General features: G+C 36.5%; 25 protein-coding genes and 1 pseudogene. 13 read left to right on the top strand and 13 right to left on the bottom strand.

The window, feature by feature from the left end:
- Nucleotides 1-63: 63 nt before the first annotated feature.
- The gene (locus BOQ62_RS08535) at nucleotides 64-942 is read right to left on the bottom strand and encodes an AraC family transcriptional regulator (RefSeq protein ID WP_129038668.1); all 879 of its coding nucleotides are present in this window, start codon (nucleotides 940-942) and stop codon (nucleotides 64-66) included.
- A 201-nt stretch (nucleotides 943-1,143) separates the two neighbouring features.
- On the opposite strand from BOQ62_RS08535, the gene BOQ62_RS08540 reads away from it, so the two are divergent.
- From BOQ62_RS08540 to fabF, 6 genes are all read left to right on the top strand, one after another.
- Complete coding sequence (locus tag BOQ62_RS08540; RefSeq protein ID WP_129038669.1) at nucleotides 1,144-2,010, top strand: helix-turn-helix domain-containing protein; 867 nt, start codon at nucleotides 1,144-1,146, stop codon at nucleotides 2,008-2,010.
- An 86-nt stretch (nucleotides 2,011-2,096) separates the two neighbouring features.
- Nucleotides 2,097-2,516 carry an OsmC family protein gene (locus BOQ62_RS08545; RefSeq protein ID WP_114822298.1) on the top strand — a complete coding sequence of 140 codons (420 nt, stop codon included), beginning with the start codon at nucleotides 2,097-2,099 and terminating at the stop codon, nucleotides 2,514-2,516.
- A 179-nt stretch (nucleotides 2,517-2,695) separates the two neighbouring features.
- Entirely contained in the window at nucleotides 2,696-3,301 is a 606-nt protein-coding gene (locus BOQ62_RS08550) for a TetR/AcrR family transcriptional regulator (protein WP_129038671.1), read from the top strand.
- Nucleotides 3,302-3,311: 10 nt separating this feature from the next.
- On the top strand, nucleotides 3,312-4,580 hold the full coding sequence (locus BOQ62_RS08555; protein ID WP_129038673.1) for an acetyl-CoA C-acetyltransferase: 1,269 nt from the start codon (nucleotides 3,312-3,314) through the stop codon (nucleotides 4,578-4,580).
- Between the two features lie 9 nt (nucleotides 4,581-4,589).
- A complete protein-coding gene (locus BOQ62_RS08560; RefSeq protein WP_034691630.1) occupies nucleotides 4,590-5,015 on the top strand; it encodes a PaaI family thioesterase in 426 nt (141 codons plus the stop codon).
- Nucleotides 5,016-5,017: 2 nt separating this feature from the next.
- The gene (gene fabF / locus BOQ62_RS08565) at nucleotides 5,018-6,259 is read left to right on the top strand and encodes a beta-ketoacyl-ACP synthase II (RefSeq protein WP_129038675.1); all 1,242 of its coding nucleotides are present in this window, start codon (nucleotides 5,018-5,020) and stop codon (nucleotides 6,257-6,259) included.
- Nucleotides 6,260-6,335: 76 nt separating this feature from the next.
- On the opposite strand, the gene BOQ62_RS08570 is transcribed toward fabF, so the two are convergent.
- From BOQ62_RS08570 to msrB, 3 genes are all read right to left on the bottom strand, one after another.
- The gene (locus BOQ62_RS08570) at nucleotides 6,336-6,767 is read right to left on the bottom strand and encodes a hypothetical protein (RefSeq protein ID WP_228413842.1); all 432 of its coding nucleotides are present in this window, start codon (nucleotides 6,765-6,767) and stop codon (nucleotides 6,336-6,338) included.
- A 110-nt stretch (nucleotides 6,768-6,877) separates the two neighbouring features.
- The gene (locus BOQ62_RS08575) at nucleotides 6,878-7,633 is read right to left on the bottom strand and encodes a murein L,D-transpeptidase catalytic domain family protein (RefSeq protein WP_129038677.1); all 756 of its coding nucleotides are present in this window, start codon (nucleotides 7,631-7,633) and stop codon (nucleotides 6,878-6,880) included.
- A gap of 127 nt (nucleotides 7,634-7,760) precedes the next feature.
- The gene (gene msrB / locus BOQ62_RS08580) at nucleotides 7,761-8,207 is read right to left on the bottom strand and encodes a peptide-methionine (R)-S-oxide reductase MsrB (protein ID WP_228413844.1); all 447 of its coding nucleotides are present in this window, start codon (nucleotides 8,205-8,207) and stop codon (nucleotides 7,761-7,763) included.
- Nucleotides 8,208-8,542: 335 nt separating this feature from the next.
- Between msrB and BOQ62_RS08585 the strand changes: the two are divergent.
- Nucleotides 8,543-9,627: pseudogene (locus BOQ62_RS08585) on the top strand (DUF445 domain-containing protein).
- A gap of 26 nt (nucleotides 9,628-9,653) precedes the next feature.
- Nucleotides 9,654-10,544, top strand: a complete 891-nt coding sequence (locus BOQ62_RS08590) for a hypothetical protein (protein ID WP_129038681.1) — start codon at nucleotides 9,654-9,656, stop codon at nucleotides 10,542-10,544.
- A gap of 29 nt (nucleotides 10,545-10,573) precedes the next feature.
- Here BOQ62_RS08590 and BOQ62_RS08595 read toward each other — a convergent pair whose 3' ends face one another.
- From BOQ62_RS08595 to BOQ62_RS08605, 3 genes are all read right to left on the bottom strand, one after another.
- On the bottom strand, nucleotides 10,574-11,614 hold the full coding sequence (locus BOQ62_RS08595) for a quinone-dependent dihydroorotate dehydrogenase (protein ID WP_129038682.1): 1,041 nt from the start codon (nucleotides 11,612-11,614) through the stop codon (nucleotides 10,574-10,576).
- A gap of 562 nt (nucleotides 11,615-12,176) precedes the next feature.
- A complete protein-coding gene (locus BOQ62_RS08600) occupies nucleotides 12,177-12,884 on the bottom strand; it encodes a pseudouridine synthase (protein ID WP_129038684.1) in 708 nt (235 codons plus the stop codon).
- Between the two features lie 24 nt (nucleotides 12,885-12,908).
- Nucleotides 12,909-13,964, bottom strand: a complete 1,056-nt coding sequence (locus BOQ62_RS08605; RefSeq protein ID WP_129038686.1) for an alpha/beta hydrolase-fold protein — start codon at nucleotides 13,962-13,964, stop codon at nucleotides 12,909-12,911.
- Between the two features lie 257 nt (nucleotides 13,965-14,221).
- On the opposite strand from BOQ62_RS08605, the gene BOQ62_RS08610 reads away from it, so the two are divergent.
- A complete protein-coding gene (locus BOQ62_RS08610; protein WP_129038688.1) occupies nucleotides 14,222-15,763 on the top strand; it encodes a glycine--tRNA ligase in 1,542 nt (513 codons plus the stop codon).
- 99 nt (nucleotides 15,764-15,862) lie between these two features.
- Nucleotides 15,863-17,374 carry a hypothetical protein gene (locus BOQ62_RS08615; protein WP_129038689.1) on the top strand — a complete coding sequence of 504 codons (1,512 nt, stop codon included), beginning with the start codon at nucleotides 15,863-15,865 and terminating at the stop codon, nucleotides 17,372-17,374.
- Nucleotides 17,375-17,524: 150 nt separating this feature from the next.
- Here the strand turns inward: BOQ62_RS08615 and BOQ62_RS08620 are convergent, their stop codons facing one another.
- Nucleotides 17,525-18,853 carry a M48 family metalloprotease gene (locus tag BOQ62_RS08620; RefSeq protein WP_228413847.1) on the bottom strand — a complete coding sequence of 443 codons (1,329 nt, stop codon included), beginning with the start codon at nucleotides 18,851-18,853 and terminating at the stop codon, nucleotides 17,525-17,527.
- A 100-nt stretch (nucleotides 18,854-18,953) separates the two neighbouring features.
- On the opposite strand from BOQ62_RS08620, the gene BOQ62_RS08625 reads away from it, so the two are divergent.
- Genes BOQ62_RS08625 through BOQ62_RS08635 form a run of 3 tightly spaced genes read left to right on the top strand, consistent with a single transcriptional unit; the run spans nucleotide 18,954 to nucleotide 22,276 of the window.
- Complete coding sequence (locus tag BOQ62_RS08625) at nucleotides 18,954-20,087, top strand: serine hydrolase domain-containing protein (RefSeq protein WP_129038691.1); 1,134 nt, start codon at nucleotides 18,954-18,956, stop codon at nucleotides 20,085-20,087.
- Nucleotides 20,088-20,092: 5 nt separating this feature from the next.
- Nucleotides 20,093-20,704, top strand: coding sequence for a YdeI/OmpD-associated family protein (locus BOQ62_RS08630; protein ID WP_129038693.1), 612 nt, complete (start codon nucleotides 20,093-20,095; stop codon nucleotides 20,702-20,704).
- Nucleotides 20,705-20,716: 12 nt separating this feature from the next.
- A complete protein-coding gene (locus tag BOQ62_RS08635; protein ID WP_129038694.1) occupies nucleotides 20,717-22,276 on the top strand; it encodes a helix-turn-helix domain-containing protein in 1,560 nt (519 codons plus the stop codon).
- Here the strand turns inward: BOQ62_RS08635 and BOQ62_RS08640 are convergent, their stop codons facing one another.
- The 5 genes from BOQ62_RS08640 to BOQ62_RS08660 all read right to left on the bottom strand — a co-directional run bounded on the left by BOQ62_RS08640 (nucleotide 22,277) and on the right by BOQ62_RS08660 (nucleotide 26,712).
- On the bottom strand, nucleotides 22,277-23,191 hold the full coding sequence (locus BOQ62_RS08640) for a hypothetical protein (protein ID WP_129038696.1): 915 nt from the start codon (nucleotides 23,189-23,191) through the stop codon (nucleotides 22,277-22,279). It lies immediately after the preceding gene.
- An 8-nt stretch (nucleotides 23,192-23,199) separates the two neighbouring features.
- On the bottom strand, nucleotides 23,200-24,012 hold the full coding sequence (locus tag BOQ62_RS08645; RefSeq protein WP_129038698.1) for a hypothetical protein: 813 nt from the start codon (nucleotides 24,010-24,012) through the stop codon (nucleotides 23,200-23,202).
- 10 nt (nucleotides 24,013-24,022) lie between these two features.
- Entirely contained in the window at nucleotides 24,023-24,883 is an 861-nt protein-coding gene (locus tag BOQ62_RS08650; RefSeq protein ID WP_129038699.1) for a hypothetical protein, read from the bottom strand.
- A 226-nt stretch (nucleotides 24,884-25,109) separates the two neighbouring features.
- A complete protein-coding gene (locus tag BOQ62_RS08655) occupies nucleotides 25,110-25,385 on the bottom strand; it encodes a hypothetical protein (RefSeq protein ID WP_129038701.1) in 276 nt (91 codons plus the stop codon).
- 55 nt (nucleotides 25,386-25,440) lie between these two features.
- A complete protein-coding gene (locus BOQ62_RS08660) occupies nucleotides 25,441-26,712 on the bottom strand; it encodes a Y-family DNA polymerase (protein WP_129038703.1) in 1,272 nt (423 codons plus the stop codon).
- Nucleotides 26,713-26,860: the final 148 nt, after the last annotated feature.

Consider the following 26,860-nt stretch of genomic DNA (forward strand, 5'->3'; position numbering starts at 1 on the left):
AACCGGATATAAATACCCGGTTTTGTCTTTTATTTTATAGGAAAAATGAATTTTTAAAGCATATTATTCAATTTTTTTCACTCCTTTAAATTGTTCTTTAAATTCAGTTGGAGTTGTCTTTTTGATGGACTTAAATACCTTGTTGAAGTTCGCAATATTGTTAAAACCAGCTTCAAAAGCAATTTCAAAAACCGTAAGATTTTTTTCCATCAGCCAGCGTGCTGCATAGCTGATTCTTATCTCATTCAGATAGTTAATGAATGTTTTCCCCGTTCTTTTTTTGATAAATCTGTTGAACGTTACGTTGCTCATATTCACTAACGAAGCCACTTTATCAAGTGTTATTTTATTCTCAAAATTTTTATGGACAAAATCATGAATAACCTTCATTTTATCATTATCTGCAAAAGATTCCAGCTCTATGCTATAGGAAGACAGAAGTGTTTTGTTTTCTGCAACAGACAGTTCATTCAAGATTTTCATAATTTCTATAAAAGACTCAAAACTGTTCATTTTTGACAGATTGAGAAACGAATCTTTTAGTTTTTCAGCCGTTTCCGTAGAAAAAAGAATTCCCCTGATGGAATCTTTCATCAGGTTGTTGATTGGCTTCAGGATATTTTTCTCCATCAGTGACTGTTGAAAGAAATCCTGATTGAACTGTATAGTGATCTCGTGGGTCTTTCTGTTTTTGCATTTGTAATTGGCCCAACAGTGTGGCAAATTAGGACCTACCAATACCAGCTCTATATTTCCAATTTCTCCTGTGTGGTCTCCAATCATTCTGCGATACCCTTTTCCTTTGTAGATAAAGTTAATTTCAATTTCCGGATGATAATGATACGGAAAGTCAAAAGAAGCTTTAATCCTGTCGAATACGAGAAAACTATCCTCAGGAGATAGTGGAGTTATTTCTCTCAGAATATTTTCTAATTCGCTCATACAGGCAGTTTTGAAAAAAGGGTTAATAATATGGGGTCGGAGTACAAATCTTTGTAAAAATGATAAAATAATATCAATGTAAAAACATATTTCCGATTTATTTTATTTCAATTTTATAGATCAAACATAAGAAATCATAGGTTCAATAATTTAATACAGCTCAAATCGTGCTTTTTTGTATCTTTAAACTAAAGTTAAAGGATGCCGCAACAGCTTATTTTTGAAGATCATTATAAAAGACTCGGACTGGAAGTATTTTCAGAAGAAAATCTGGAGAATTTCAACGGAAATCGGTTCTCTGCAGATATTAAAGTATTTTTTATTCCTTCAGGATATGAACTTACAGTAGACTTTAATCATTATACAACCAAGAAACCTTCACTTTTCTTCCTCACCAACCAGCATTTGAGTATCCAAAAAGGGAAAGATGAATCTATCCTTCTTTTCTACAACCGAGATTTTTACTGCATTCAGATCCATGATAAAGAAGTGGCCTGCGATGGGCTCCTTTTTCATAATGTATTTGAAATTCCTTTTGTAGAGCTTGATGATTCAGAAACTACTCTTATAAAAGGTCTGTTTCAGAATATCCAGGATGAACTTGAGTGGAAAGACTCTTCTGCAGAGGAAATGATCAGAACTTATGTAAAACAGATTATCATTCGTGCTACCAGAAAATGGAAAAAACAGAATTTAGACAATAGTTCTGTCAGAATTCCAGGCAGTGAACTTGATATTTTCCGGGATTTCAGCAGACATCTGGAAATTCATTTCAGAGAGAAACACAATGTAGCAGAGTATGCAGAAATGCTTCATATAGCACCGAAAACATTAACTCATAAATTTAAAAACTTACATCTAGAGTCTCCCAATCAGTTGATCATCAACAGAATTTTATTAGAAGCAAAAAGATTACTGTTCTATACGGATAAACCTGTGAAAGAAATTGCCTATGATCTTGGATATGAAGATCCGGCCTATTTCAACCGACTTTTCACCAACAAAACAGGAAGCACACCTGCTAATTTCAAAAAAAATTACCTTTCGGGAAAAAAGTACAATATTTAAGTCTTTTTATCTATTGAATACTCTTTGGCACCGACATATCTTTGTAACATCAAAATTAAACAATACTAAATACAAAAACAAACATTATGAGACGTAACGCAACAGCCGTTTGGAACGGTACCATCAAAGAAGGAAAAGGACATTTAACAACTCAGAGTACCACTTTAAACCAGACTCAATATTCTTTCAACAGCCGTTTTGCAGATGGTGTAGGTACAAACCCTGAAGAATTACTGGCAGCAGCTCACGCTGGATGTTTCACTATGAAACTGGATGCAGAATTATCTCAGGCAGGTTACAATCCTGAAGAATTAAAAACAACTTCTGTAATCACTCTTGATCCAAACATTGGAAAAATCACAAAATCTGAGCTAACTCTTACCGCTAAAGTTCCGGGAATCTCAGAAGAAGAATTCCAGAAATTCGCTAAGATTGCTGAAGAAGGATGCCCTGTCAGCGCCGCTTTCAACTTTGAAATCACATTGAATGCTACTTTAGAAAGTTAAGAATCTAAGCAGTATATCAACATCAATAGGAACGGGCTTTAGCCCGTTTTCTTGTTTAAAAATAATTCCATTGGCTTTAGCCAAAACTTAAAACCCTAATATCTCAAGAAGTAAATTCTTCAAACAAATATACCGAATGGTATATTTTTGTATATTTGCATCATATTTAAACATTTATAATGTCGAAGGCAGAAAAAACAAAACAGCACATCATCGAGAAAACAGCAACTCTTTTTAATACGAAGGGTTATATTTCCACATCGCTGTCGGACATTACTCAGGCAACTGGACTGACGAAAGGCAGTATCTATGGAAATTTTGAAAACAAAGATGAAGTAGCCATCGAAGTTTATAAATACAATTCCGGATTATTGAGCAAAACACTAAGCCGCTCTTTTGGGGATGAATACATTACTTCACTGGATAAGCTTCATGCTTTTGTAGATTTTTACAGGAAAAATTGGAAGTTTGTCTTTGCGAACGGCGGATGTCCGTTAATGAATGCAGCAACAGAAGCGGATGATTCTTTTCCAGCCCTAAAAACCCAGGTTAAAAGATCTTTTGAACAGTGGATGACAAAAATATCAAATGCTATTGCTGAAGGACAAAGCAAAGGTGAAATTGATACAAACATCAATGCTGGGCAATACGCATCCTTATTCATCATGCTTATTGAAGGCGGAATTCTGCTTTCAAAAACGATGGGTGATCAAAGTTTTCTAAACAACGCTTTAGACAAAATCACCCACATGATTGATCATGAACTCAATATTCTTCCATCATAAATTATACGATATGGAAACAAAAAAAGTGGCCATTGTAGGATACAACAGAATTCCTTTCGCCAGAATGAATACCGCTTATTCGGAACAGGGTAACCAGGACCTCCTGCTTGCTTCTCTGAACGGATTGATAGACCGCTATCATCTTAAAGGGAAAAGACTGGGAGAAGTTGCTGGCGGCGCAGTGATTAAGCACATTTCAGAAAGCAACCTCATCAGAGAAACTGTCATGAATACATCTCTTGATCCTGCAACTCCCGCATGTGATCTTCAGCAGGCATGTGATACAGGGATTGAAGCAGCGATCTATATCGGAAATAAAATTGCTTTAGGTCAGATAGAATCTGGTATTGCCTGTGGAGTGGAAGCTATGAGCAACATCCCGTTTGAGTCTTCATCAAGATTAAGAAAGGCATTGTTAAAGGCCAATAAAGAAAAATCAGCATTTGGAAAATTAAAACAACTGTTAAGCCCTAGACTGAAAGACTGGATGCCTATTCCTTACAAAGGACAGGAACCCAAAACAGGTCTGGTAATGGGTGAACACACAGAAATTACTGCCAAATATTATAAGATCCCCAGAGAAGAACAGGATCAATTGGCTTTAAAAAGTCATCAGAATATGGCAAAAGCATATGATGAAGGATTCTTTGATGATATGATAACTCCGGCCTTTGGTTTAGATAAAGATAATAACTTAAGACGTGACAGCAGTATTGAAAAGCTTTCACAACTAAAACCCGCTTTCGATAAACAAAATGGTACTCTAACCGCTGGAAATTCAACACCATTTACTGATGGAGCTTCAGCAGTGTTACTGGCCAGTGAAGAATGGGCAAAAGCCAACAATCTTCCCATTTTAGCTTATATCAGTTTTTCTGAGCTGGCAGGAATAGAATATGTAGAAAATAAACAGGATCTGCTTCTTGCACCTGTTTTTGCTGCAGAGAGAATGCTTAAAAAAGCAGGTATGAGTTTGTCAGACTTTGATTATTATGAAATTCATGAGGCTTTTGCCGCACAGGTTTTGGCCACCATAAAAATCTGGGAAAATGATGAGCTTGCGCAAAAATTTGGTTTGGAAAAAGCCCTCGGAAAAATAGACAGAAGTAAATTGAATGTAAAAGGAGGAAGCCTTGCGGCAGCGCATCCATTTGCAGCAACAGGAGGAAGAATTATTGCAACTTTGGCAAAATTACTTCATGAAAAGGGCAGCGGAAAGGGGTTTATATCGATCTGTGCAGCACGTGGACAGGGAGTAACCATGATTTTAGAAAAGTAAAAATTAAGTATGGATAGATTAGCACAATTAAAACAATTCATCGGAAAAGAATTTGACCAGTCTCCGTCTCCATTTATGAAATGGCTTAATCCTATTGTTCTTTCTGTAGAAGAAGGACAACTGGAATTTCAATATACCATAAGACCGGAATGGTTGAACCCGATTGGAAACCTTCACGGTGGAGTTACCGCTGCCATTATAGACGATATCATTGGTGCTACCATGTTTTCTTTAAATGAAAATTCTTTCATTACCACTATAAATAATGTCATTGATTATTTTTCAACTGCAAAAGAAAATGATAATATTGTAGCCGAAACTAAAATCATTAAAAGAGGAAAGCAGTTTGTAAACGCTCAGTGCGAAATATGGAATGCAGATAAGACCCGCCTAATAGCGAGGGGAACCTCGAATTTATTCAAAATCAATAACTAAGTATGAAAAGAGTTGTCATTACAGGTCTTGGCGCAGTGACGCCTTTGGGAAATAATGTCGAAGAATTTTGGCAAAACAGTATCAATGGAGTGAGTGGAGCAAACAAAATCACCCATTTTGACACAGAAAAGTTTAAAGTACATTTTGCTTGTGAAGTTAAAAACTTTGATCCAAAAGCTCATTTAACCCACAACGAAATCAAAAGAAGTGATTTATTTTCACAATATGCCATGTACTCCACTGCGGAGGCACTCAAAGATTCCGGGCTTGAGCTGGAAAACATGGACCCATTTGATGTAGGTGTTATCTGGGGGACAGGACAGGGCGGAATGTGGACTTTCGAAAGTGAGGTCATGAATTTCGCTTCTGGTGATGGAACACCAAGATTCAATCCTTTCTTTGTACCAAAATTCATTGCTAATATGGCTTCGGGAATGATTTCTATGAAATATGGGCTTCAGGGAATCAATTATACCACTGTTTCTGCATGTGCAACAGGAAATACGGCATTGATGGATGCCTTCAATTATATCCGTCTTGGAAAAGCAAAAGTAATTGTGAGCGGCGGTTCTGAGGCTGCTATTTCTCCGGCTTCAATAGGAGGATTTTCTATTATGAAAGCGATGTCTACAAGAAATGACGATTTTGCAACTGCCAGTCGTCCTTACGATGCAGACAGAGATGGTTTTGTAATGGGTGAAGGTTCCGGAACTTTAATTCTGGAAGAATATGAACATGCCAAAGCAAGAGGAGCAAAAATCTACGCAGAATTGGTAGGTGCAGCGATGACAGCGGATGCCTATCATATGACAGCACCTCATCCTGATGGTGTTGGAGCAATCAAAGCAATGCAGCTGGCTCTTAACGAAGCAGAGATCAATGTAGATGATATTGACTATATTAATCCACATGCCACTTCTACTCCATTGGGAGATCTGGTTGAACTGAATGGGATTAATAAATTATTTAAAGGAAGCAAAAATCTTGATATCAGTGCCACTAAATCTATGACAGGCCACCTTCTAGGAGCTGCGGGAGCTGTTGAGGCTATTCTTTCTATTAAAGCTATTCAAAACGGAATTATTCCGCCAACGATTAATCTTCATTCTATTGATGAAAATATTCCACAGGATATTAATATTGTGTTTGGAGAAGCAAAAGAAAAAGATATTACCTATGCTTTAAGCAATGCCTTTGGGTTTGGAGGGCACAATGCGACATTAATTTTCAAGAAATTCATATAATTTGAATTCAAATAATTGAAAAAATCCCTGTATGGCCTTCATACAGGGCTTTTTTATTCTACCTTATCTTTACCTGTTACATAAAATCAGTATCAGGAATGAAAAGGCCGCTCTCATTATCTACAATCGGGATATAAAGTCTCTCCCATTCTTTACCGTTCATCATATCCCAGCTATGTCCGGCCCCTTTAAGATCTTCAGCTAAAAGAATGATTCCTGGTTCAATAATAAATGTAGATCCATCTGTTACTTTAAATCTTACACTCCCCTTAATGGTAATAACATATTGCCTTCTGGGTGCCGGATGGTCATTTTTTTCCCATTCTTCCGTTTCATTACTCATCCAGAAAACGGTAGCTTTTATATGTTTAAGAGTGGGCATTCTACCTTTCTCAAAAGTACATGAGCCATCAGGATTATTAATCAGTCTTATGGCTGGAATAAATCCCATAGATGTTTCCAGGTCTACATTTATATTTTTGTGATTTTCATCTTGTCCATTCATCATTCTATTATACTTTAAAGCTAAAAGATTTATATAAATGTAATTTTTATTTTCGAATTGCAAGACTTATTTTAAAAGAAAAGAGCAGCCCAATCTGACTGCTCTTTTTATCTTTACGCTTTCAACCATTCTGAGGAAGAAAGGTAATTCTGATCAGGATAATAGATGAACAGACAGTTTTTTCCTTTAATCGTATTGATTATAGACTGTGTCAGCTCTCTTGGAACGGCAGGGCATCCCCAGCTTCTTCCGATTCTTTTGTGCATACTGGCAAATGCATCACTTACATAATCCGCACCATGCATTACAATTGCCCTTCTGTATGCAGCATCATTAAAGCCTTTATCCATTCCTAATAATTTAAGAGAGTATCCGTTATCACCCTGATAGGTAGCATCCGTGATATAAAATCCAAGACTGCTCTGCAGCGAACTTTCCTTGTTAGAAAAATTCGTCGCAAATTCTTCGCCTGTATTTTTTCCGTGTGCTACTAAAGAGTTGAACAGAACTTTTTTGTCTTCCAGGTCAATGATCCACAGTCTTTTTGTGTTAGAAGACATAGAAAAATCGCAGATAGTAAGTAAATGCGAGTCCTGGGTAAGCAATCCTGCTTTTTTTAAATTTTCATAACCAGTTAATGCTTTTGAGAACACTTCATAGTTCAGTTCATGTTCCGGGTCAAAGGCAATAGATTGGTACAATGCTTCTGATGAAGATACAGATGTAATGCTCTTCTCAGATTTCGTTTCAGCTACTTTTTCAGTTTTCGTTGTTGTTACATTCTCACTTTTCGCCGCTACTCTTGGGGAAATGTAGAATGAAGTCGTCACCATGTAAACAAGGCCTAATACACTATAAAATCCTTTCATTCAATACTATATAAATCCAAATTAGTGGGGCAAAATTATAAAAACATAATTACCAAGGGGGTATAACTCTAAAAAGTTTAACGCTATTTAAGAAACTTTAACGTCCTGATTTTGTGAATTAAAGCGATTATTTTTGCGAATCCGGAATAAATTCAAGGCTCACAGAATTCATACAATACCTCAGTCCTGTAGGCTTCGGACCATCATCAAAAACATGTCCCAGATGGGAATCACATCTTTTACAAAGCACCTCTACTCTATCCATTCCATAAGACTGATCTCTTACATAATAGACTCCTTCTTTATCAGCTTCAAAGAAACTTGGCCAGCCACAGCTGCTGGAAAATTTTGAGGTGGAACGGAACAGATGATTTCCGCACACAGCACAATAATATTCACCTACCTCATCAAATTCATTGTATTTCCCGGTAAAAGCTCTTTCTGTAGCCGCTTCTCTGGCGATTGCATATAAATCCGGAGCCAGAAGTTTTTTCCATTCTTCATTGGAAACATTGAGTTTGGTAGTATCGGTTCTGGAATAGTATGGATTGTTTTTTGCTTCTGTATTTTCCATAGGAGGGGGGTTAATGGGTTCGTATTTCTGCGTACATGCCTGCAGAAAAAATAATAAGATGGGTGAAACTAAAAATTTCATCGTAAATTTCATTCTTTAACCACAAGTATTTTGAGGTTTAAAAGCTTTTATTAAGATTAAACGGTTTCATAACCAAATTTAGTAAATTTGAGAATATGAATGACGAAGCAAAAAGAAAACAACTCAGAAAATATAAAGCATTTGCCACCGGATTATTTGTCCTGATGGCGGTTATTTTCATTGTTACCACTATTTTACAGAAGTCTAATACCTCTCATTGGATCGGCTATGTACGGGCATTTGCTGAGGCCGCTATGGTAGGGGCTCTTGCTGACTGGTTTGCAGTGACCGCATTATTTCGTCATCCTCTGGGGCTTCCCATTCCTCATACCAATCTGATCGAAAACAGTAAACAGAGACTGGGAGACAACCTTGGGAGCTTTGTGGTGGGCAACTTCCTTTCTCCTCAGAATATCCGTCCTTATATCCAAAAACTTAAAGTTTCTAATTTTGTTGGGGAATGGCTGGGCAAGGAAAAAAGCCAGGAGATTTTGATTAAAAATCTTTCTGATATTGTTCTTGATATTCTTAATAAGCTTGATGATTCTACCGTAAGCCAGTTTATCAGTAAAAAGGTTTCTGAAATGACAGATGATATCAAACTGAATAAAGTAGTTGGAAACGGAATCGGTTATATTCTGGAAAAAATGATCATCAGAGAATCATCACCAATCTTTCGAAACAGATCAAAGAATACATCATTGAAAACGATGAAATGATTCAGGAACGGGTAAAGAAAGGAAGCTATTCATTCATCCCGTCTTTTGTAGATACTAAAATTGCCGATAAAATTGCCGACGGACTTTCTGATTTTTTCAAAGAAATAGAAGAAAATCCTGAGCATGAAGTAAGAGGACTAATTACACAAAAAATTCATGAGTTCTCCGTTGATCTGAAAGAAGATCCGAAATGGGATGAAGAGTTTAAAACTATCAAAAACGGTCTTCTGAAAAATGACAAACTGGATGAATATTCCAACGACATCTGGGTTTCCATCAAAAAAACGCTGATGAAAGAACTTCAGGAGGAAAACTCGGCGTTGAAAAACTATCTTACTAAAAACCTGAATGAATTTGCCCAGAATTTAAAAACCGATGAAAACCTTCAGAACAAAATTGACCATTGGGTTCGGGTAACGGCTTATAAATATATTCTGAAAAACACCCATCAGTTCGGGAACCTCATCAGTACTACCGTTGGGAACTGGCAAGGGAAAGAATTGAGCGAAAAGCTGGAACTGGAAGTAGGAAAAGACCTTCAGTTTATCCGGGTCAACGGAACGCTTGTTGGTGGACTGGTCGGATTGATCATCTACACCATCGCTCACTTTTTCATTTAAAAACTAAAATCCACGATAACCCTACCATGAAAAAAATTTTCAGTGTATTCTTTTTCTTTTCCCTCACATTTTTTCTCTGCCAGAAAGTTGAATTAAAAAAAATAACAGATTCTTCCCAGACTTTCACCGGAGAAATCGGAGGAATACCGATTACTATTGAACTCAATTATACAGGTATTGTAGATTGTAACCAGTACCAGCATTATGTGGATGGATGGTATTATTATGACAAATACAAAAAGAAAATTTCCCTTACCGGAATATATGACTATTATGGAAATCTGTCATTGTATAATTTCGGAAGCAAACAAAAACAAAACTCTAAGTTTTTAAAAGAGCAGATCACATCTCTTCAGAAAGTAGAAAAGACTGATGAAATAGCACAAAAATTACAACCAAAGGAATCTATTATATTCGAAAATATTAGCGCAAATAACAACCCGATTCCCGGGCATTTTTATCTGGGCAAAAAGGTTCAGCCTGCCAAGTTATTTACAGGCAATGCGATGATCTACCGCCTCAACAATTATTTGTATTTACCGAATAATAAAAAGATCAACACCTATGATTTCATTAATAAAGCAGGTGGAAACGAGTTGATCTCCTATGCTTCGGGAGAAAACAAAAACAGAGTGCTGCTCTATTTTGAGCAAACATCAAATTTTAATGCCTGTGGAAGATGTGGGGCCAGTGAAGGTGAGAAAGGCTACAGGGTTCTTTATTTTACGAAAGACTGGAATTATAAAAACTATGAAGAATTCCTCATAGAAAGCTGTCTGGAAAACATTTATGATGCTACCAAAACAAAATCCAAAGACAAGCAAACGATCAAATATAAAATAGGTAAATCTGATAACACACCAGCTCATACACTTACTGTTGATATTAAGAATGCAACCGTTGTAAAATCAAAATAAAAAAGAGAGTTTTATCAACTCTCTTTTTGTTATGATCTTGGTAATCTGCTTGCTCTTTTCAGAATTTCCTTGTTGATTTCGTTGATCAATTCCGGACCTTCATAAATAAATCCGGTATACAGCTGGATCAGGCTGGCACCTGCATCTAATTTCTCCATAGCATCTTTTGCAGAATGAATTCCTCCTACCCCTATAATCGGGAATGCTCTGTTACTTTTATCAGAAAGATATTTAATCATTTTTGTACTTCTCTCACGGATAGGCTTTCCGCTTAATCCTCCGTTTCCGATCTGTTCTAAGACTTCCGGAGAGGTTTTCAGTCCTTCTCTGTTTACTGAAGTGTTGGACACTACAATACCATCAATCTTTGTTTCTGCAATCAGCTCAATGATTTCATCTAACTGATTGTGATTAAGATCCGGAGCGATTTTCAGTAATATTGGTTTCTGTACAGATTTTGACTGGTTTATTTTCTTCACTTCTGTGATCAGCTCTCTCAGATAGTCTACATCTTCAAGTTTGGCGTGGCTTCCTACATTCGGGCAGCTTACATTCAGTACAAAGTAATCTACATGAGGATGAAGACCTTCAAAACAGTCCAGATAATCCTGGGTATAATTTTCCGGGGTGGTATCTGTATTTTTTCCAATGTTTCCACCGATGATTATTTTTCCTTTATTGGATTTCAATTTTTCGATAGCAGCTTCGAGACCTTCGTTGTTGAATCCCATTCTGTTGATGATTCCGCCATCTTCAATAAGACGGAACAGTCTTTTCTTAGGATTTCCGGACTGAGCTCTTGGAGTTACCGTCCCGATTTCTACAAATCCGAATCCCAGATCTCCTAATTCGTTAAATAACACTGCATTTTTATCGAAACCGGCAGCCAGTCCTACAGGATTTTTAAATTTCAATCCAAAGACTTCTCTTTCCAGACGTTTGTCTTCAATAGGTTTTGGTAAAAACAGTTTGGTAAGAAATCCAAAATTTTTAAGCATTGAAAATGTAAAATGATGAACTTCTTCAGGGTCAAATTTGAAAAGGATCGGACGAATGAGCGATTTGTACATTGAAAAAAAGTTTTACAAAATTACTCATTTTAAAATTAATCTCAGATTATCCTATGATATTTTATCAAAATGCTTGATCTATAGTATCTATAAGCTGGAAACAAATCTATGTACGTTGCAAATGAGTAAACTATTTTAACGTTATGATCGCAAAGAAATAGGACAATCCTGAAAACATTTTTTGTTCGCAAGGGCGTTTCACTAAGCGAAGTGCACATTATAAATCCTTGCTGAACGAAGTGCCTCAGCGATCGAAAATAAAATTATGTATTAGCTAAACTTTGCGAGCATTGCGTTATAACAACGGGTACAATCTGTGTACGCTACAAATCAGTGAGATTTTTTAACGCTACGATCGCAAAGAAATATCACCATCCTGAAAACATTTTTTGGCCGCAAAGGCGTTTCACTAAGCGAAGTGCACATTATAAATCCTTGCTGAACGAAGTGCCCTTGCGATCGGAAATAAAAACCATGTATTAGTTAAACTTTGCGACCATTGCGTTAAAACAATAGAAGCAGAGAAATACCTTCCCCAACCTTGTCAAGGTTATTTAAAATCTTAAGATTTTAATGAAGAGTACGCGCTCAGGTCAAATTTCAGAATATCTCCTACTCTTTTGAATTCCTCATCTATAGTAGCATTTACGGTAATTCTTTCGTTAGAAAGAGGATGATTGAAAATTAGCTGGTGTGCATGAAGCGTCATTTTGCTGATCTCAAATGTTTGAAGCCACAATTTATTTTGTTTATTGCAGCCGTGTTTTCGGCAACCTAAAATAGGATGCAGAATATGTTTAAAATGTTTTCTCAACTGATGAAACCTTCCGGTTTCAGGAATTGCCTCTACCAAAGAATATCTAGAAGTCTGATGCTTTAGAAAAGGTAAATCTATTTCTGAAGTCTGCAAACGGCGATAGTTTGTAACGGCGTTTTGTTTGACTTCATTTTCATTAACCAAATCATAATCAATGGTTTCTTCTTCTTTTGTCCAGCCCCGAAGAATGGCCAGATACTTCTTCTCCACTTCTCGTGATGCAAACTGTTCACTCATGATTCTAAGAGTATCTTTATCTAGGGTAAACAGCAGAACACCCGAAGTTTTTCGGTCTAACCGGTGTACAGGATACACTTTTTGCCCAATCTGTTTCTTCAGCTCCTGAATAGCATAAGTATCGGCTTCTCCCGCATAGAAAGATTTATGAACCAGTAATCCGCTGGGCTTGTTAATGGCTATAATATGTTCGTCACGATAAAGAATTTCTAACATGGTGCAAAAGTAGAGGTTTTTTGATTATTCCTCAAATATCAGGTGTTCATTAAAAAATGGCAGCATTTGATTTTCAATTCTTCCGTTTTCCTTACTGACCTCACTGCCGTGCGTGCCTATATATTCTTCAGCTTCATGTTTTATTTTCAGCATTTCAAGATTTTTACTCAGAGTCATACAGTTTATGGGAATGGTTTTGGATTCATCATTTCTTCCCCAGTCAAATTTTATGGCCTTCAGTTTTTTAATGTTGTCGTAATGTGAAAAAATTAATTCAGAGGTAGAATTTTTCTTTAGTTCTTGGGCTACAGAAGCATTCACTTTCAAATGATCTTCCTCAAAAGAATAAGGAAAATCTGCATAGAAAGGAGATTTGTTTTCATTTCCGTTATAAGCTCTTGCAATGGCGAAAATCATATTGGTTCTTGCATTTTCACGTTTTGAAAGATCAGAAACATCTTTAATATTGTTCAGGTTTTTATACAGATCAATTTCATTGATTGTAAAAAACTGAGCATCAAGAACTGCCGGAGAAAGTGCATAAACCGAAGAAAAAACTTCAGGGTGCAGAAAAGCATTCCGCAAAGCTCCATTTCCTCCCATTGAATGCCCGGTAATTCCCCGACTGTCTTTATCAGCAATAGTTCTGTAGTTCTTATCAATAAAATCTACCAGCTCAATGGATGTAAAATCTGACCAGTTTCCTGAAGACTTTGAATTGGTATAAAAGCTTCCTTTAAACACGGTGCTCTCATCCGGCATTACCATAATAACAGGTTTTATTTTTTTTGAGCTGATAGCACAGTCAATAATACGATTCATCCTATCTCTGCTGACCAATAAACTGTCATTCCAGAAAAAGCCATGCAAAAAATAAATAACAGGATATCTTTTTGAAGATTTTTCATAATCCGGAGGAAGATACACTGATACTCTGCGCCTGGGATTTTCTCCCACTTTATTCTGTAAAGTTTTGGCTGTAATATAAGTTATAACCACCTTTCCTTCAGGAATTTTTTGTGCCCATAAAAACTGAGCCAACAAGACAAACATTATCAATAGGAATCCTGATTTTTTCATTGTGATATTTTAGGTAAACCAAATGTCGGTAAATTGTCTCAAAACAAGATAATAATAGAAGGTTTTTATGCTGTTACTATTTAGCCCTGATTGTAACGGCATCCTTTTGCAACGCAAAAGATAGAGTGAAAAGCAGGTTCCCGGCTTCTGTAAAATTAAAATGTAAATATTTGCCTGTTTATTAACGGCTTTTTTTATTGAAACTCATGATTTTGATTCCAAATTCATATTTTTGCATTTCAGACGTTAAAAAAATTATGGCAAAGCAAGAAGATGTTTTCAAGAAAGTGATTTCTCACGCTAAAGAATATGGTTTTATTTTCCCATCGAGTGAGATCTATGATGGTTTATCCGCTGTTTATGATTATGGACAGAACGGTGCCGAACTCAAAAATAATATCAAACAATATTGGTGGAAAGCTATGGTACAGCTTAACGAAAATATTGTCGGCATTGATTCGGCGATCCTTATGCACCCAACCACATGGAAGGCATCAGGCCACGTAGACGCTTTCAACGATCCATTGATTGATAATAAAGATTCTAAGAAACGTTTCAGAGCAGATGTTTTGGTGGAAGATTATTGTGCTAAAATTGAAGATAAAGAGAATAAAGAAATCGAAAAGGCAGCGAAAAGATTCGGGGATGCTTTCGATAAAGATCAGTTTGTGGCTACGAATCCAAAAATTCTGGAATACAGAGCCAAAAGAGAGGCTATTCTTTCAAGACTGGCAAAATCTCTGGAAAATGAAGACCTTGCTGATGTAAAAGCTTTGATTGAAGAGCTTGAGATTGCAGATCCTGATACAGGTTCTAAAAACTGGACGGAGGTAAGACAGTTCAACCTGATGTTCGGAACTAAATTAGGTGCTTCTGCTGATTCTGCGATGGATCTTTATTTGAGACCAGAAACGGCTCAGGGTATCTTCGTTAACTTCCTGAATGTACAGAAAACTTCACGTCACAGACTTCCTTTCGGTATTGCGCAGATTGGTAAAGCATTCAGAAATGAGATTGTTGCAAGACAGTTTATCTTCAGAATGCGTGAATTTGAACAGATGGAAATGCAGTTCTTCGTTGCTCCGGGTACAGAACTTGAATTCTACGAGCAGTGGAAACAAAAACGTCTGAACTGGCACAGAGCTTTAGGTTTAGGAGATGAAAACTACAGATTCCACGATCACGAGAAATTGGCTCACTATGCGAATGCTGCGGCTGATATTGAGTTTAATTTCCCATTCGGATTTAAAGAATTGGAAGGTATTCACTCAAGAACGGATTTCGACTTAAAGGCTCACGAAGAATTCTCCGGAAGAAAACTTCAGTTCTTTGATCCTGAAAGAAACGAAAACTATGTTCCTTATGTAGTGGAAACTTCAGTAGGTTTAGACCGATTATTCCTTTCTATATTCTCACATTGTTTAAGAGACGAAGTATTGGAAGACGGTTCGGAAAGAACAGTTTTATCATTACCTCCGGCATTGGCACCAATTAAAGCCGCTATTCTTCCATTGATGAAGAAAGATGGTTTAGCAGAATATGCAGAAAAGATCTTCAATGATCTGAAATATGATTTCAACTTATTCTACGAAGAAAAAGATGCGATTGGAAAGCGTTACAGAAGACAGGATGCCATTGGTACTCCATACTGTATCACTGTGGATCATGACTCTTTAGTTGATCACACGGTAACCATCAGAGACAGAGACACGATGCAGCAGGAAAGAGTTCCTGTTTCAGAGTTGAGAAGAATCATTGATGAGAAAACGAACTTCAGAAATTTACTTTCTCAATTATAGTTGACAAGCCCTGGTTTCAGGGCTTTTTTATTTTTCGCAACATAAGGGTTAATTTATTACTTTTATTCCTCAAATTTTGACCATGAAAAAATAACACTGATGATGTTTGGGCTGATCCAGACATTTGCATTTTCCCAAACCCAGGACCTTACAACACTCGCTGCCGGGGACCACGTAGGGATGAATGCATTATTTGATGATAAAGACAATCTGTACGGTTACGTTTCTCTATATTCTTACGGAAAATCCGGTGATAAGACCAAAAAATTCGAGTATGTAATACTGGACAAAAACCTCAACCCTGTTGCCAATAAAGAGTTTGAAGGAGATATTACGGCTGCTTCTTATTTAGGATATGTAGATTTTAGAGGGCAAATTATTCTAAAGCCATCCATGATGGATTATTCCCTGGTAAAAAGCAAAGAAATCTTCACTCCGGTTTCCATGGTAATAGATCCGAAAACAAACTCCATTACGAGAAAAATATACTATGATTATCTGGAGAACGGCACTTTCAAGGAGATCAACGAACCAAAGAGCTGGAAAGAACAGCGCAAAGACAACCGTGATGAGAAAAAAGAAAAAGGTTACAACTATGTTTCTGCCGTAGGAGAACTGAAAGAAGGAGGTTATTTTGCTGTTGAATACAAAGATTATGGAAAGTATGAAAACAGCAACAGTCTGATGAAGTTTGATGAAAACAAAAAAGAAGTATGGAGGTACAAATACAATACAGACGGAAGCAAAAAAATGTACACTACACTCTCTGTTCTGGAAAGAGATGAAAATTATATGTACTGCATCATGAAAAAAGTGAATGACAAGCAGAAAACATTCAGTCTTCTGGTTCTTGATATGAAAACCGGAAAAGAAACATCCAATAAACCCGTTACCGGATTATCTGATGATACAATAGACAATATTGAAACCTTCTACTCTAATTACCGAAAGATTGATAATGATAAAAATTTTGATGATAAAGTAGTTTTGTTGGGAAGAAACTATGATGATTCCCAATCCGTAGGATTTGCAAGAATGATTCTCAACAAATCTGACTTTTCAGTAGATACTAAAGCAATCAATTACCAGCCCAATATCTCTGCATTTCTTCCCAAACTTAATAAAAATGGTATGGTAGAAAGCGGCTACATGCTTCAGACCAAAGATATGTACTTCATGAACGATGGAAGTGTCGGTATTTTATCAGAAAAATATAAGCCCGAAGGTCAATATTCCGCTCCAAAAACGACAGACCTTGTCTATATCTACACCGATAAAGATTTCAAAGTGAAAAATGTACAGGTTTTTGAAAAGGAAAAATCAAAATGGGTCAACAGTGATTATCTCTTCTCACAATACCTCAACGGTGGAAAAGACGTTGTATTCTTCTACCGCGACTATCAAAAAGATGAAGTAACCAAACAGAAAAGATGGAATTTATTTATCAATACCATTATTGATGGAAAATTCAAACAGGAGATTATTCCAATTTCTGAAAAAGACAATTACGCCGTAACGCCGTATGTAGGAAAAGAAGGTTATATCCTGCTTCGTGAGTATAACGAAAAAGAAAAGTTCAATAAGATCCGTTTGGAGAAATTAAATTACTAATATAAAAGAAGAATCCTGATGCAGATCAGGATTCTTCTTTTTAAGTTTTGGTAAAGCCTGTGGAATTTTTGTTATTTAAAAAACGGGCTCCCTTCGTCAAAGCTCAGGATTATACCGTTCCTATTGATATATAACCTATTTATATCAAGATCAGTTTACCTTCGCTATAGTCTCATTCATCTGATAATAGTCGGCAATATTCTTTATTTCATCAAGGCTTAAGTTCCACATGAAATTCAGAAACTGCTGGTAGCTCTCACTTTGATTTTTGGGTTCTATCCGGTCCAGATAACGATTCAGATTATAATTTTTCCTCGCTTCATATATTTTGGAGAAGCATCTTCCCAGCCAGCTTTTATAATATTTTTCTTCCTCTTCATCCTGCAAAAACTGCATCGCAGTATAAATTCCCAATCCGTAATCTTCCGAATGAAAAAAATTAGGCAGAATTTCCATTCTGGCCGTTTTTCTTAGGAAAATAAACAAATCTGTAGGCTTTTCCTGTGTAACAGGATTTTTAAGTTCTGCAAAAGTCTTTTTAAGCATATCAATTCTTCTGGAAATTTCAGGATGTGATGCCAGAGAATCTTTGTTCAGTTTTTCTTTGTAAAAATTATAATTGTACAGAGAAAAGTCTTCCTTCTTCATCCATTTTTCATTGAACGCTTGCTTTGGGAGATTAAATAATTTTTTATACGTTTCAACTTTTAATGTCCTTGGTGAAATGGTATCAAAATCCTGCAGCCTCTGAAGCGCATTCACAAATTCTGTTTTCTTGAAATCACTGTTTTTAAAGATCACGTAGCCCAGAGAATCTGCCTGCATTTCGCTTTGCCTTCTCTCCACGCCTTTTTTGTATATTGTATTTTTCAGAATATCAAAAGCCTTCTGATTCTGACTCTGGCTTCTGCTGGTTGTGGTAGATTTTATATTCTCAACAACCACTTTATCCAGTTTATCCTGCTCAATAATTTTTAAAAAAGTCTTTAGGGAATGTTCTTTTATTTTGTGCCCCAATTCATGAGAAATCACCGCAGCAATCTGTTCCTCATTGTTCAGCCAGCTATAGAGCCCCATATTGATTACAAAAGTTCCGTCAGCAAGGCAATAGGCATTGGGGGTATTGTCTTTTGCGATCAGAATTGTAAGGTCCTGGGGAATTTTAGGATTGTTCTTTTTAAGACGTTGAATCATAGATTGTATACTGGCCTCAAATTCAGATTTAAAGATAAAATCCTTATTTTTCACCTGTTTTTCAAAATCTGTTCCGAATTCTTTATAAATTTTGGATAATTCTGTACCTGTTTTCCCTGAATATTGAGACTTTAATCTCTTGATAGTAGCTTCATTATTTCCTTCAAAGTTTTTTAGAAATGTTTTTCTCTGTATATAATCTGCAGTATCTATCGGTTTGTAAATCTGTGCTATTCCTATCATCGAAAAGAGGAAGCATCCCAATACAATCAATTTTCTGGTCATAGTTTTCATCAAATAAGAACAAAAATAGCGTATTTGATGATTCATTTTAATTTTTATAACCAAATTATTCTAAATTTGTTAAAGACCCATTCATGAAAAGATGAGAATACTAAAGTATATGATAGGCGGAGCTGTAGCAGGTGCTGCGGCAGCTTATTTTCTGGGATATGATTATTTATTTAGTGGTATTTCCAAAACCTATCTTAAAGGAAAATCAAGTGCTTACATTGACGACGGAAATCTTTTTCCAAGCAATCCTATTGCTACAGAAGAACCCAAACTCTGGGAAGAAGATCTTGATTACAATAAAAAGGAATTACCTAAACATTTAGTTGAAAACTTAAAACATTCCAAAACAGCCGCTTTTGTAGTGATAAAAAATGGAAAAATTCTTCATGAACAGTATTGGGAAGGCTACAATCAACTCTCGCAGACCAATTCTTTTTCGATGGCAAAAGCTGTAACTGTGATGTTGTTGGGGAAAGCTTTGGAAGAAGGCATTATTCCGAATATTGATGAAAAGCTATCTGATTTTTATTCTGAATTTAAAGATAAACCTTTCGCAAATGAGGTAACCCTTAAAAATCTGGCTCAAATGGAAGCCGGGCTGGACTGGGATGAAAATTATAACAATCCGTTTCTACCCAATGCAAAAGCTTATTATGGAAAAAGCCTTGTAAAAGCAGTATTCTCACGAAAATTTAAAGAAAAACCGGGAGTCAGATTTGAATACCAAAGCGGTTCCACACAGCTTCTTGGTTTTGCTCTTCGAAAAGCTCTGAATATGCCGCTGGCAAGCTATTTATCAGAAAAATTCTGGGTTCCTTTGGGAATGGAGCAGAATGCTAAATGGAGTACAGACGATCACGGCATGGAAAAAACCTATTGCTGTATTCATTCCAATGCAAGAGATTTTGCCAAACTGGGACAGTTATTTCTGGATAACGGAAAAGTTGGAGACCAGCAAATCCTCAATACAGACTTTATTGAACAGATGAGAACTCCTACTGAAAAGTCTGAAAATATCTATGGAATGGGACTTTGGATCAATCATGACAACCCAATCAAACATTATTATTTCCTGGGATTACAGGGCCAGTATATTATCATGATTCCGGAACACAATATCGTTATTGTAAAAACCGGAAGCTATTCCAACAACCCTAAAAATGACAGAGGAAGACCAGACCAGGTCAGATTCTTTGTGAATGAAATTGTACAACTATTTCAATAAATACCATGGAAAAACACAGCGTAAACGTTGATGAATATATTGAAAAATCTCCGGATTTTGCAAAACCGATCTTAGAATATCTTCGTGAAACCATTCACGAAGCCTGCCCTGATGCAGAAGAAGCGATCAAATGGAAATTTCCTACATTTATGTATAAAGGAAAAATTCTGTGTTCTATCACGGCTTTTAAACAATATTGCAGTCTGGGATTCTGGCTGCATCAGGAAATGAAAACTTTACAGGAAATAGAAACAACTGCTGAAAAAAGTTCAATGTTCAGTTTAGGAAAAATAACACGCCTTGAAGACCTTCCATCCAAACCTCAGCTGAAAAGAGCTATTCAAGAAGCCATGGAGCTTACAGACATGGGAGTTACGATGAAAAAAGCTCCTCCATCCAAAATAGAAATGGATGTTCCGGATTATTTTCAGTCAGCTTTAAATACCCAGCCAAAAGCAAAAGAAATTTTTGAAAAAGCTTCACCATCTTTCAGAAAAGAGTATATTGCATGGGTTTCCGAGGCCAAAACAGAAGCTACCAAAAATAAAAGACTGGAACAGTCTTTGGAATGGATAGCCGAAGGTAAAGGCCGAAACTGGAAGTACCAGAAAAAATAAAAAACACGCACAATGAAGAAAAAAATTATTCTCTTTTTCTTCCTTATTATTTCATTTTTTACATTCGCTCAAACATTTGATTTTGAGGGACAATACAAGTATGCCCGCATGCTTTCCTCTAAAAATCCTGACAGCTCGGAAATTGTTCTGAATAAGATTATAGATTCTGCACAAAAGAGAAATCTCCCGGAATTTCTTGCAAAGGCTTATTATTTAAAGTCTTTCAACAGTTATTTGAAATCTGATGCTGAAAAAAGCCTTGATTTTGCGGATAAAGCACTTAAAGTATCTACTCAAAGCAATTACAGCATTGGAAAAGCACTGGCGTACAGAATGCAGGGAACCCAGTATGCAAAGCTTGGACTGCTTAGAGAATCTTCCACAAGTCTCCGAAATGCTTTAGCAGAAGTAAAAAACAATAATACCGAAGAGGGACATGAGTTGAAAGGAATGATCTTTAATTCTTTTCTGATTCTCCTCAATAAGAACCAATATAAAGAGAAAGAGTACTATTCTAAAAGTGCCATTCAGGAATTTAAGAAGCTTAAAAATGTAAACAGACGAAATGAACTACTGATTTCTGCTTATACCAATATGGGATATAATTTATCTGAGGTAAAAAAATTCAAGGAAGCTAAATATTATTTTGCAAACGCTCTTTCCTTAGTGGGAGAAAGCAATTATTATCTTCGAGCCAACATTCTTAATGATATTGGATTTTCTTTTTCAAAACAGAATAAACCGGACAGTGCGGTGCTGTACTTTCAGAAATCTCTCGCCATTGTAGATCAGTACGGTTTTAATGAAAAAAAGATTGAGGTGACCAAGAATCTTGAAGAAGCATATGCCCAACTTCATGACGAGTCCAATACCGAGAAATATAAAATTGAAAACCTTAAATTAAAAGACAGCGTTGCTTACAACAGATCCATGGCTGTCAACAAAACGTTATCTAAAAAAGAGAAAAGTTTTCATCAGCAGCTCAACGAAAGCCACTCTACTTCAAAATGGCTTATTATAGTATGTCTTGCTCTGCTAATTGTTTTAGGAGCCGTGATTTTCAACACCATCCGTCTTCGTAAGAAACATAAAGAAGCGGTTGCTAAAATCTACAGAGAAGGAATTTCACCTGTTGTGTATGAGGAAGATCCACAGGAAACTTCTGAGGATATCCAGACAAAAAACACCCCTACTCCGACAGAAATAAAAATTTCGCCTGAAGTAGAGGAAAACATACTAGATGGATTAAAAATTTTTGAAGAAAACCTTGAGTTTAACAACAAAAACATTTCTCGTTACAATCTTGCTAACACACTAAATATCAACACAAAATACCTTTCAACAGTTATTAAGAAACATAAAAAATTCAATTTCAACCAATATATCAATCATCTGAGGATCAATTATATTGTCAATCAGTTGAAAAATGAACCTCAATACAGAAAATATAAGATCAATCACCTTGCTGAAATCACAGGGTATTCATCTCACAGTGCCTTTTCTCTTGAATTTAAAAAGATTACAGGGATGCATCCGTCTGCTTTTATTAAAACCCTTGACGAGATCTCCTGATTACTGTTCTGCTATAGTCAAATTATTATAGCCACCCGTATTGTTGAGCGAAAAATTTGCAACATTTGAATTATTTAAATTAAACCAGATGTAAGGCATCAGCCTCTGCCCTGCGGTCATATAGAAAGAAGCAGTACAGTTACTTCCCGCATCAATATTCCCCACACTGTTGGAGGACATGGTATTGGCACATTTTACGGTATTGACAATATTAGCGGCAGTCAATCCTGCGGTATTATCATAAAGCTGCCAGATAGCTTCTATCTGAATAGGATTTAAAGGATCTGTAGTATAATTAATGGCCATTGGAGCCAGGTCTGTGGTGAACGTAGCCACATAAATTCCGTTTCTGGGAGCTGTAAAAATACCTGTTCCGGCATTGAAAGTCGTCCCGGAATTACTTTCAAAGGTTTTGCTCCAGTCTACAAGATAATTACTTGCTCTGTTCTGCAAACCGGCAGTTACTGTTGGTGTGGCAGGGCTTGCAAGCTTCACGTTATTCGTTGTTTTAGCTGCAATAACAATTACTTTATTACTGGCGGGTTGGGCTGTTAGCAAAGGAAGCCATTCATTTCCGTTGGAATACTCCACTCCGTTGTTATAGCGTATCGCTCCTTCATCTGCTGCAACTGCCGTGAGGGTAGAAGTTCCAAAACCAATGGCTCCGTTTCCGGAATTTCTGGCGTCTACTTTTACAGTAGGGCTCAAAGTTCCCACTCCTATTTTTCCCGCGCTGTTCACAAGAATATCATTAGCCTGCTGAGCCGGAGTAAATGTCGATCCTGAAACAGGATTATCTTTCTGCCCGTCAATATGCAGAATACCTTGTGGATTTGGGGTATTGATTCCAATCTGTGAAAATACACACTGGAAACTTAAAGTCATTACAATCAGTAAACAATTCTTTTTCATCATTTTTCTTTTTATAATCCGAAAATACTTAGAGAAGTCAGTGTAGAATCGGTATCAAGTGTTTTTGAACTTCCTAATTTTTGATTCAGGCTTACCGTAATATTATCCCCTTGATTCAGGTTAAAAATCCCGGAACAGTTTCCTGCAACACGGTTTCCGATGGTATTATTTCCCGGGTAGCTTCCTACACATTTGAATACTTTACCGGTTGCTGAAGACGTTGAATTGGTCTGAATCAGCGTTTCATACCTTGAATCATCCGCAATGCTTCCCGAACTCAGTGAAAAGGTAAATGAGACAATATATACTCCCGTTTTTGAAGCTATAAAAGTTCCTGTACCTGCATTGAAACTGCTATTCACATCTGTTTTCTTAGTCCAACCGATAACTGTTGTCTGTACTCCATCGCTGAAACTTTGTGTAGAAGCATTTTCTGCATCCACAAAATCATTGGGAGCTTTATGAGCCAATGTTACCCATGCTGTTCCGTTAGAATAGCTCAGATCCTGAGTTCCGGAATTATACCTCATCGCCCCGGTCTTTGCTGCAGAAGCTGATTGTGAAGTTCCGCCAATTCCCATTGCGTTTAAGCGTTCTCCTGATCTCAGATCCAGTCTTGTTTTGGGAGATTTTGTTCCTATCCCCACATTTCCCGAAGAAGTAATAACTACATCATCATAATAACTGGGAGGTGTAGAAATAGTGGTGTTTTTTTGTCCGTCTATATGTACTGTTGCTTCTGGAGAAGACATATTGATTCCTATCTGAGCCTTTATCCCTATGCCAAAGCAAATGATGAAAGCCAATCCTAATTTTTTTCTCATATCAAATGTGTTATTGTTCTAAAATAGAAAGATTTACGAAGCCATATTCATTGCTTGCGGAAGAGGTATCTGTTCTCAGACTCAGGTTTCCGTTATAAACAGACTGATAGATATACGGCTGAAGGATATCCCCTTTATTCAGCTGAACTCCGGCAACACAGGATCCGGCCACCTGTGCCTGTTTTGAAATATTGGAATAAGATTTTACGCATTTCTTTACGGTAGTATTTCCATTCACAACATATCTTGCTTCTGAAAAATAGCCTGAAACGATAGGAATTCTTACAAAGTCATACGTAAAAGAAACAAGATATACTCCTGTTCTTGGCGCTGTAAAAACACCTGTTCCGGGAGTAAAATTTCCTGTGGGATCGGAAACCTCCGTCCATCCCGCAATCCCTGTAGAAACCTGATAGGGAATTTTAACTGCAAAGTTGGCGGCCTGAAGATTGGCTACTACTACCGCTTTGGTAGGGGAAGAGATTAGGTCCTGCCATACTACACCATCAGAATATTGCATTTTTCCGCCATTCAGCGGATTATATCTTACAGCACCTCCACCTGCCGCTGAAGCGGTTTGGCTGGTCTCTCCTATTCCGATTGAGTTGTCTGAATTTGATACTGAGCGTGTGTCTATCTTAACAGCTGGCGTTAACGTTCCAATTCCTATTTCCCCGGCAGAAGTGATGGCGACATCATTAGCTATTTGAATAGAAGATGGAGCTCCGGATGAGGGATTATCTTTTGCTCCATCCACATGGAAAGTGGTTTGAGGGTTTGAAGTATTAATACCTACCTGCGCTTTTGAATAACTGATAATAAAGCACAAAGGAAAAAGTATTCCCTTCATCAAAATACTTAGATTTTTCATGTAATTTGTGGTTTTAAAACGTGTACAATTCTTGGCCAAAGATAAATGTAAAAGCATATGTCCTACAATAGCCCTACATCAACCACAAAAACATAAACCGCTGATAAACAATAAAATAATACTTTATTTTACATTATCAAAATACGGAATTTTACTATTTAAAATAAAACCAGCGTGTTATTTTGTTGTAAATTTTAAAAGAATTTTTATTTTTTGAAGAAAAAGATTATCTCAGAAAAGGTTGTATATCCTCAATAAGTTCATGGTATGATCTGTTATCTTCCAACTTCAAAACATTTCCAGTTTCGAGCTCTTCAATAACGAGATAATAACTATCTGCGTTAGTATAATTAAATGTTGAAATATAAATAATGATATTCTCTTTCTGCAATCCTAAGGCTGTTGTATCAGCATCCCAATAATCAACAAATTCATATCCAGAAAGTTCTTCCTGAGAAAGTTTTTGTAATAATTTGTTGATATCAGCACATTTATTTTCCATTCGATAAAAATAATGAAGTTGAAAAATAAACAGAACTTTTAAATTAAAATAATTCTTAATGAAATCTGAAGTTCGCTTCCGGCAATGTATTCTTTTTCAGAAAGGCTTCATATTCCGGGGACAGCTTTGCACGACCAAAAGTATTTTCTCCGCTCATGCTTCCCAGGCGTACTTTATCTTTTCCATATTTTCTGTTCATAGCATCCATGGCTTTCATCACAGGAAGGTGCTGATTTTGAATATCTTCTTCAAAAAGACCGATCTGTCTCTGATCTTCAGGAACAAAATCATTCACCATCACTCCAGCTCTTTTATAGTGAAATCCCTCTCTATAAATGGCTTCGAAAAGTTCATTAACGACTCTTCCGATCAGAATAGATGAATTGGTAGGATTGGAAAGAATGCGGGTCATTGCATTTTTATATTCGGGCAGGTCTTTTCTGAATCGGTTCGTCTGTACAAAAACCGTGATCATTTTACAGCAGGTATTCTGCTTTCTCAGTCTTTCTGAACAATACATTCCAAAAGTTTCTACTCTTTCCCGTACTTCTTCTTTCTTGGTGAGCATCTGCATAAAACTTCGGGTAACCGCTATGGATTTTTTTGGAGAAGGGGCATCCAGTTCAAGCTGACGAATTCCTTTTAATTCATTAATCATTCTTACTCCGTGAATTCCCATCATTTTTCGGACCCACATTTCAGGTTTCTGAAGAAGATCCCATGCTTTATATATACCACTGTCATTCATTTTGACAGCCAGTCTTCGCCCTATTCCCCATACATCTCCTATGTTGAGCCACTTCAGGGCTTTTTCAATTTTTTCAGGAGTATCCATGATATATACTCCTTTAAAATTATCCGGAAAATCTTTTACAATTCTGTTCGCTACTTTACATAAGGTCTTAGTAGGAGCAATTCCTATGCTTACCGGAATATTTTCTTTCTCATAAATCTCATTTCTGATTTTAAGACAATATGCGTAAATATCAATGTACTTAAATCCTGTCAAATCAAGAAAAAGCTCGTCAATACTGTACACTTCATGGTCTAGAACATAGGATTTAGCAATGTTGATGACCTGCTGGCTTTTATAATTATACAGTTCAAATTTTGCGGAAAAACTTTTCACATCATGTTTCTGAAAAAGCTCTTTGTATTTAAATGCAGGGGCTGCCATAGGAATTCCCAGATCTTTTGCTTCTTTGCTTCTGGACACAACACATCCATCGTTGTTGGAAAGTACCACAACGGGTTTACCTTCAAGTTCAGGATCTAAAGTCCTTTCACAGGAAACAAAAAAATTGTTACAATCTACCAGAGCGTACATGACAATTGTATAGTAAATATCTATACAAAATTATAGTTTTTAAAGAATAAAATGATCTTTTAGGCTACAATTAACATCATATTTAACAGTCTGAAAAACAAATAAATAAAATTTTTAAACACGACATGTTTTGTCGCATTAGCGCTTT

It is taken from the genome of Chryseobacterium sp. CH21, from assembly GCF_004119445.1.
GTDB lineage: Bacteria > Bacteroidota > Bacteroidia > Flavobacteriales > Weeksellaceae > Chryseobacterium.

Coding starts and splice junctions, on each gene's coding strand:
- BOQ62_RS08610 (WP_129038688.1), top strand. CDS start 14,222: ATGGCAAAGCAAGAAGATGTTTTCAAGAAAGTGATTTCTCACGCTAAA.
- BOQ62_RS08570 (WP_228413842.1), bottom strand. CDS start 6,767: ATGATGAATGGACAAGATGAAAATCACAAAAATATAAATGTAGACCTG.
- BOQ62_RS08600 (WP_129038684.1), bottom strand. CDS start 12,884: ATGTTAGAAATTCTTTATCGTGACGAACATATTATAGCCATTAACAAG.
- BOQ62_RS08575 (WP_129038677.1), bottom strand. CDS start 7,633: ATGAAAGGATTTTATAGTGTATTAGGCCTTGTTTACATGGTGACGACT.
- BOQ62_RS08625 (WP_129038691.1), top strand. CDS start 18,954: ATGAGAATACTAAAGTATATGATAGGCGGAGCTGTAGCAGGTGCTGCG.
- BOQ62_RS08595 (WP_129038682.1), bottom strand. CDS start 11,614: ATGTACAAATCGCTCATTCGTCCGATCCTTTTCAAATTTGACCCTGAA.
- BOQ62_RS08535 (WP_129038668.1), bottom strand. CDS start 942: ATGAGCGAATTAGAAAATATTCTGAGAGAAATAACTCCACTATCTCCT.
- msrB (WP_228413844.1), bottom strand. CDS start 8,207: ATGGAAAATACAGAAGCAAAAAACAATCCATACTATTCCAGAACCGAT.
- BOQ62_RS08615 (WP_129038689.1), top strand. CDS start 15,863: ATGATGTTTGGGCTGATCCAGACATTTGCATTTTCCCAAACCCAGGAC.
- BOQ62_RS08655 (WP_129038701.1), bottom strand. CDS start 25,385: ATGGAAAATAAATGTGCTGATATCAACAAATTATTACAAAAACTTTCT.
- BOQ62_RS08560 (WP_034691630.1), top strand. CDS start 4,590: ATGGATAGATTAGCACAATTAAAACAATTCATCGGAAAAGAATTTGAC.
- BOQ62_RS08645 (WP_129038698.1), bottom strand. CDS start 24,012: ATGAGAAAAAAATTAGGATTGGCTTTCATCATTTGCTTTGGCATAGGG.
- BOQ62_RS08605 (WP_129038686.1), bottom strand. CDS start 13,964: ATGAAAAAATCAGGATTCCTATTGATAATGTTTGTCTTGTTGGCTCAG.
- BOQ62_RS08590 (WP_129038681.1), top strand. CDS start 9,654: ATGAAAAAAATTTTCAGTGTATTCTTTTTCTTTTCCCTCACATTTTTT.
- BOQ62_RS08620 (WP_228413847.1), bottom strand. CDS start 18,853: ATGACCAGAAAATTGATTGTATTGGGATGCTTCCTCTTTTCGATGATA.
- BOQ62_RS08550 (WP_129038671.1), top strand. CDS start 2,696: ATGTCGAAGGCAGAAAAAACAAAACAGCACATCATCGAGAAAACAGCA.
- BOQ62_RS08650 (WP_129038699.1), bottom strand. CDS start 24,883: ATGAAAAATCTAAGTATTTTGATGAAGGGAATACTTTTTCCTTTGTGC.
- BOQ62_RS08630 (WP_129038693.1), top strand. CDS start 20,093: ATGGAAAAACACAGCGTAAACGTTGATGAATATATTGAAAAATCTCCG.
- fabF (WP_129038675.1), top strand. CDS start 5,018: ATGAAAAGAGTTGTCATTACAGGTCTTGGCGCAGTGACGCCTTTGGGA.
- BOQ62_RS08555 (WP_129038673.1), top strand. CDS start 3,312: ATGGAAACAAAAAAAGTGGCCATTGTAGGATACAACAGAATTCCTTTC.
- BOQ62_RS08635 (WP_129038694.1), top strand. CDS start 20,717: ATGAAGAAAAAAATTATTCTCTTTTTCTTCCTTATTATTTCATTTTTT.
- BOQ62_RS08660 (WP_129038703.1), bottom strand. CDS start 26,712: ATGTACGCTCTGGTAGATTGTAACAATTTTTTTGTTTCCTGTGAAAGG.
- BOQ62_RS08540 (WP_129038669.1), top strand. CDS start 1,144: ATGCCGCAACAGCTTATTTTTGAAGATCATTATAAAAGACTCGGACTG.
- BOQ62_RS08640 (WP_129038696.1), bottom strand. CDS start 23,191: ATGATGAAAAAGAATTGTTTACTGATTGTAATGACTTTAAGTTTCCAG.
- BOQ62_RS08545 (WP_114822298.1), top strand. CDS start 2,097: ATGAGACGTAACGCAACAGCCGTTTGGAACGGTACCATCAAAGAAGGA.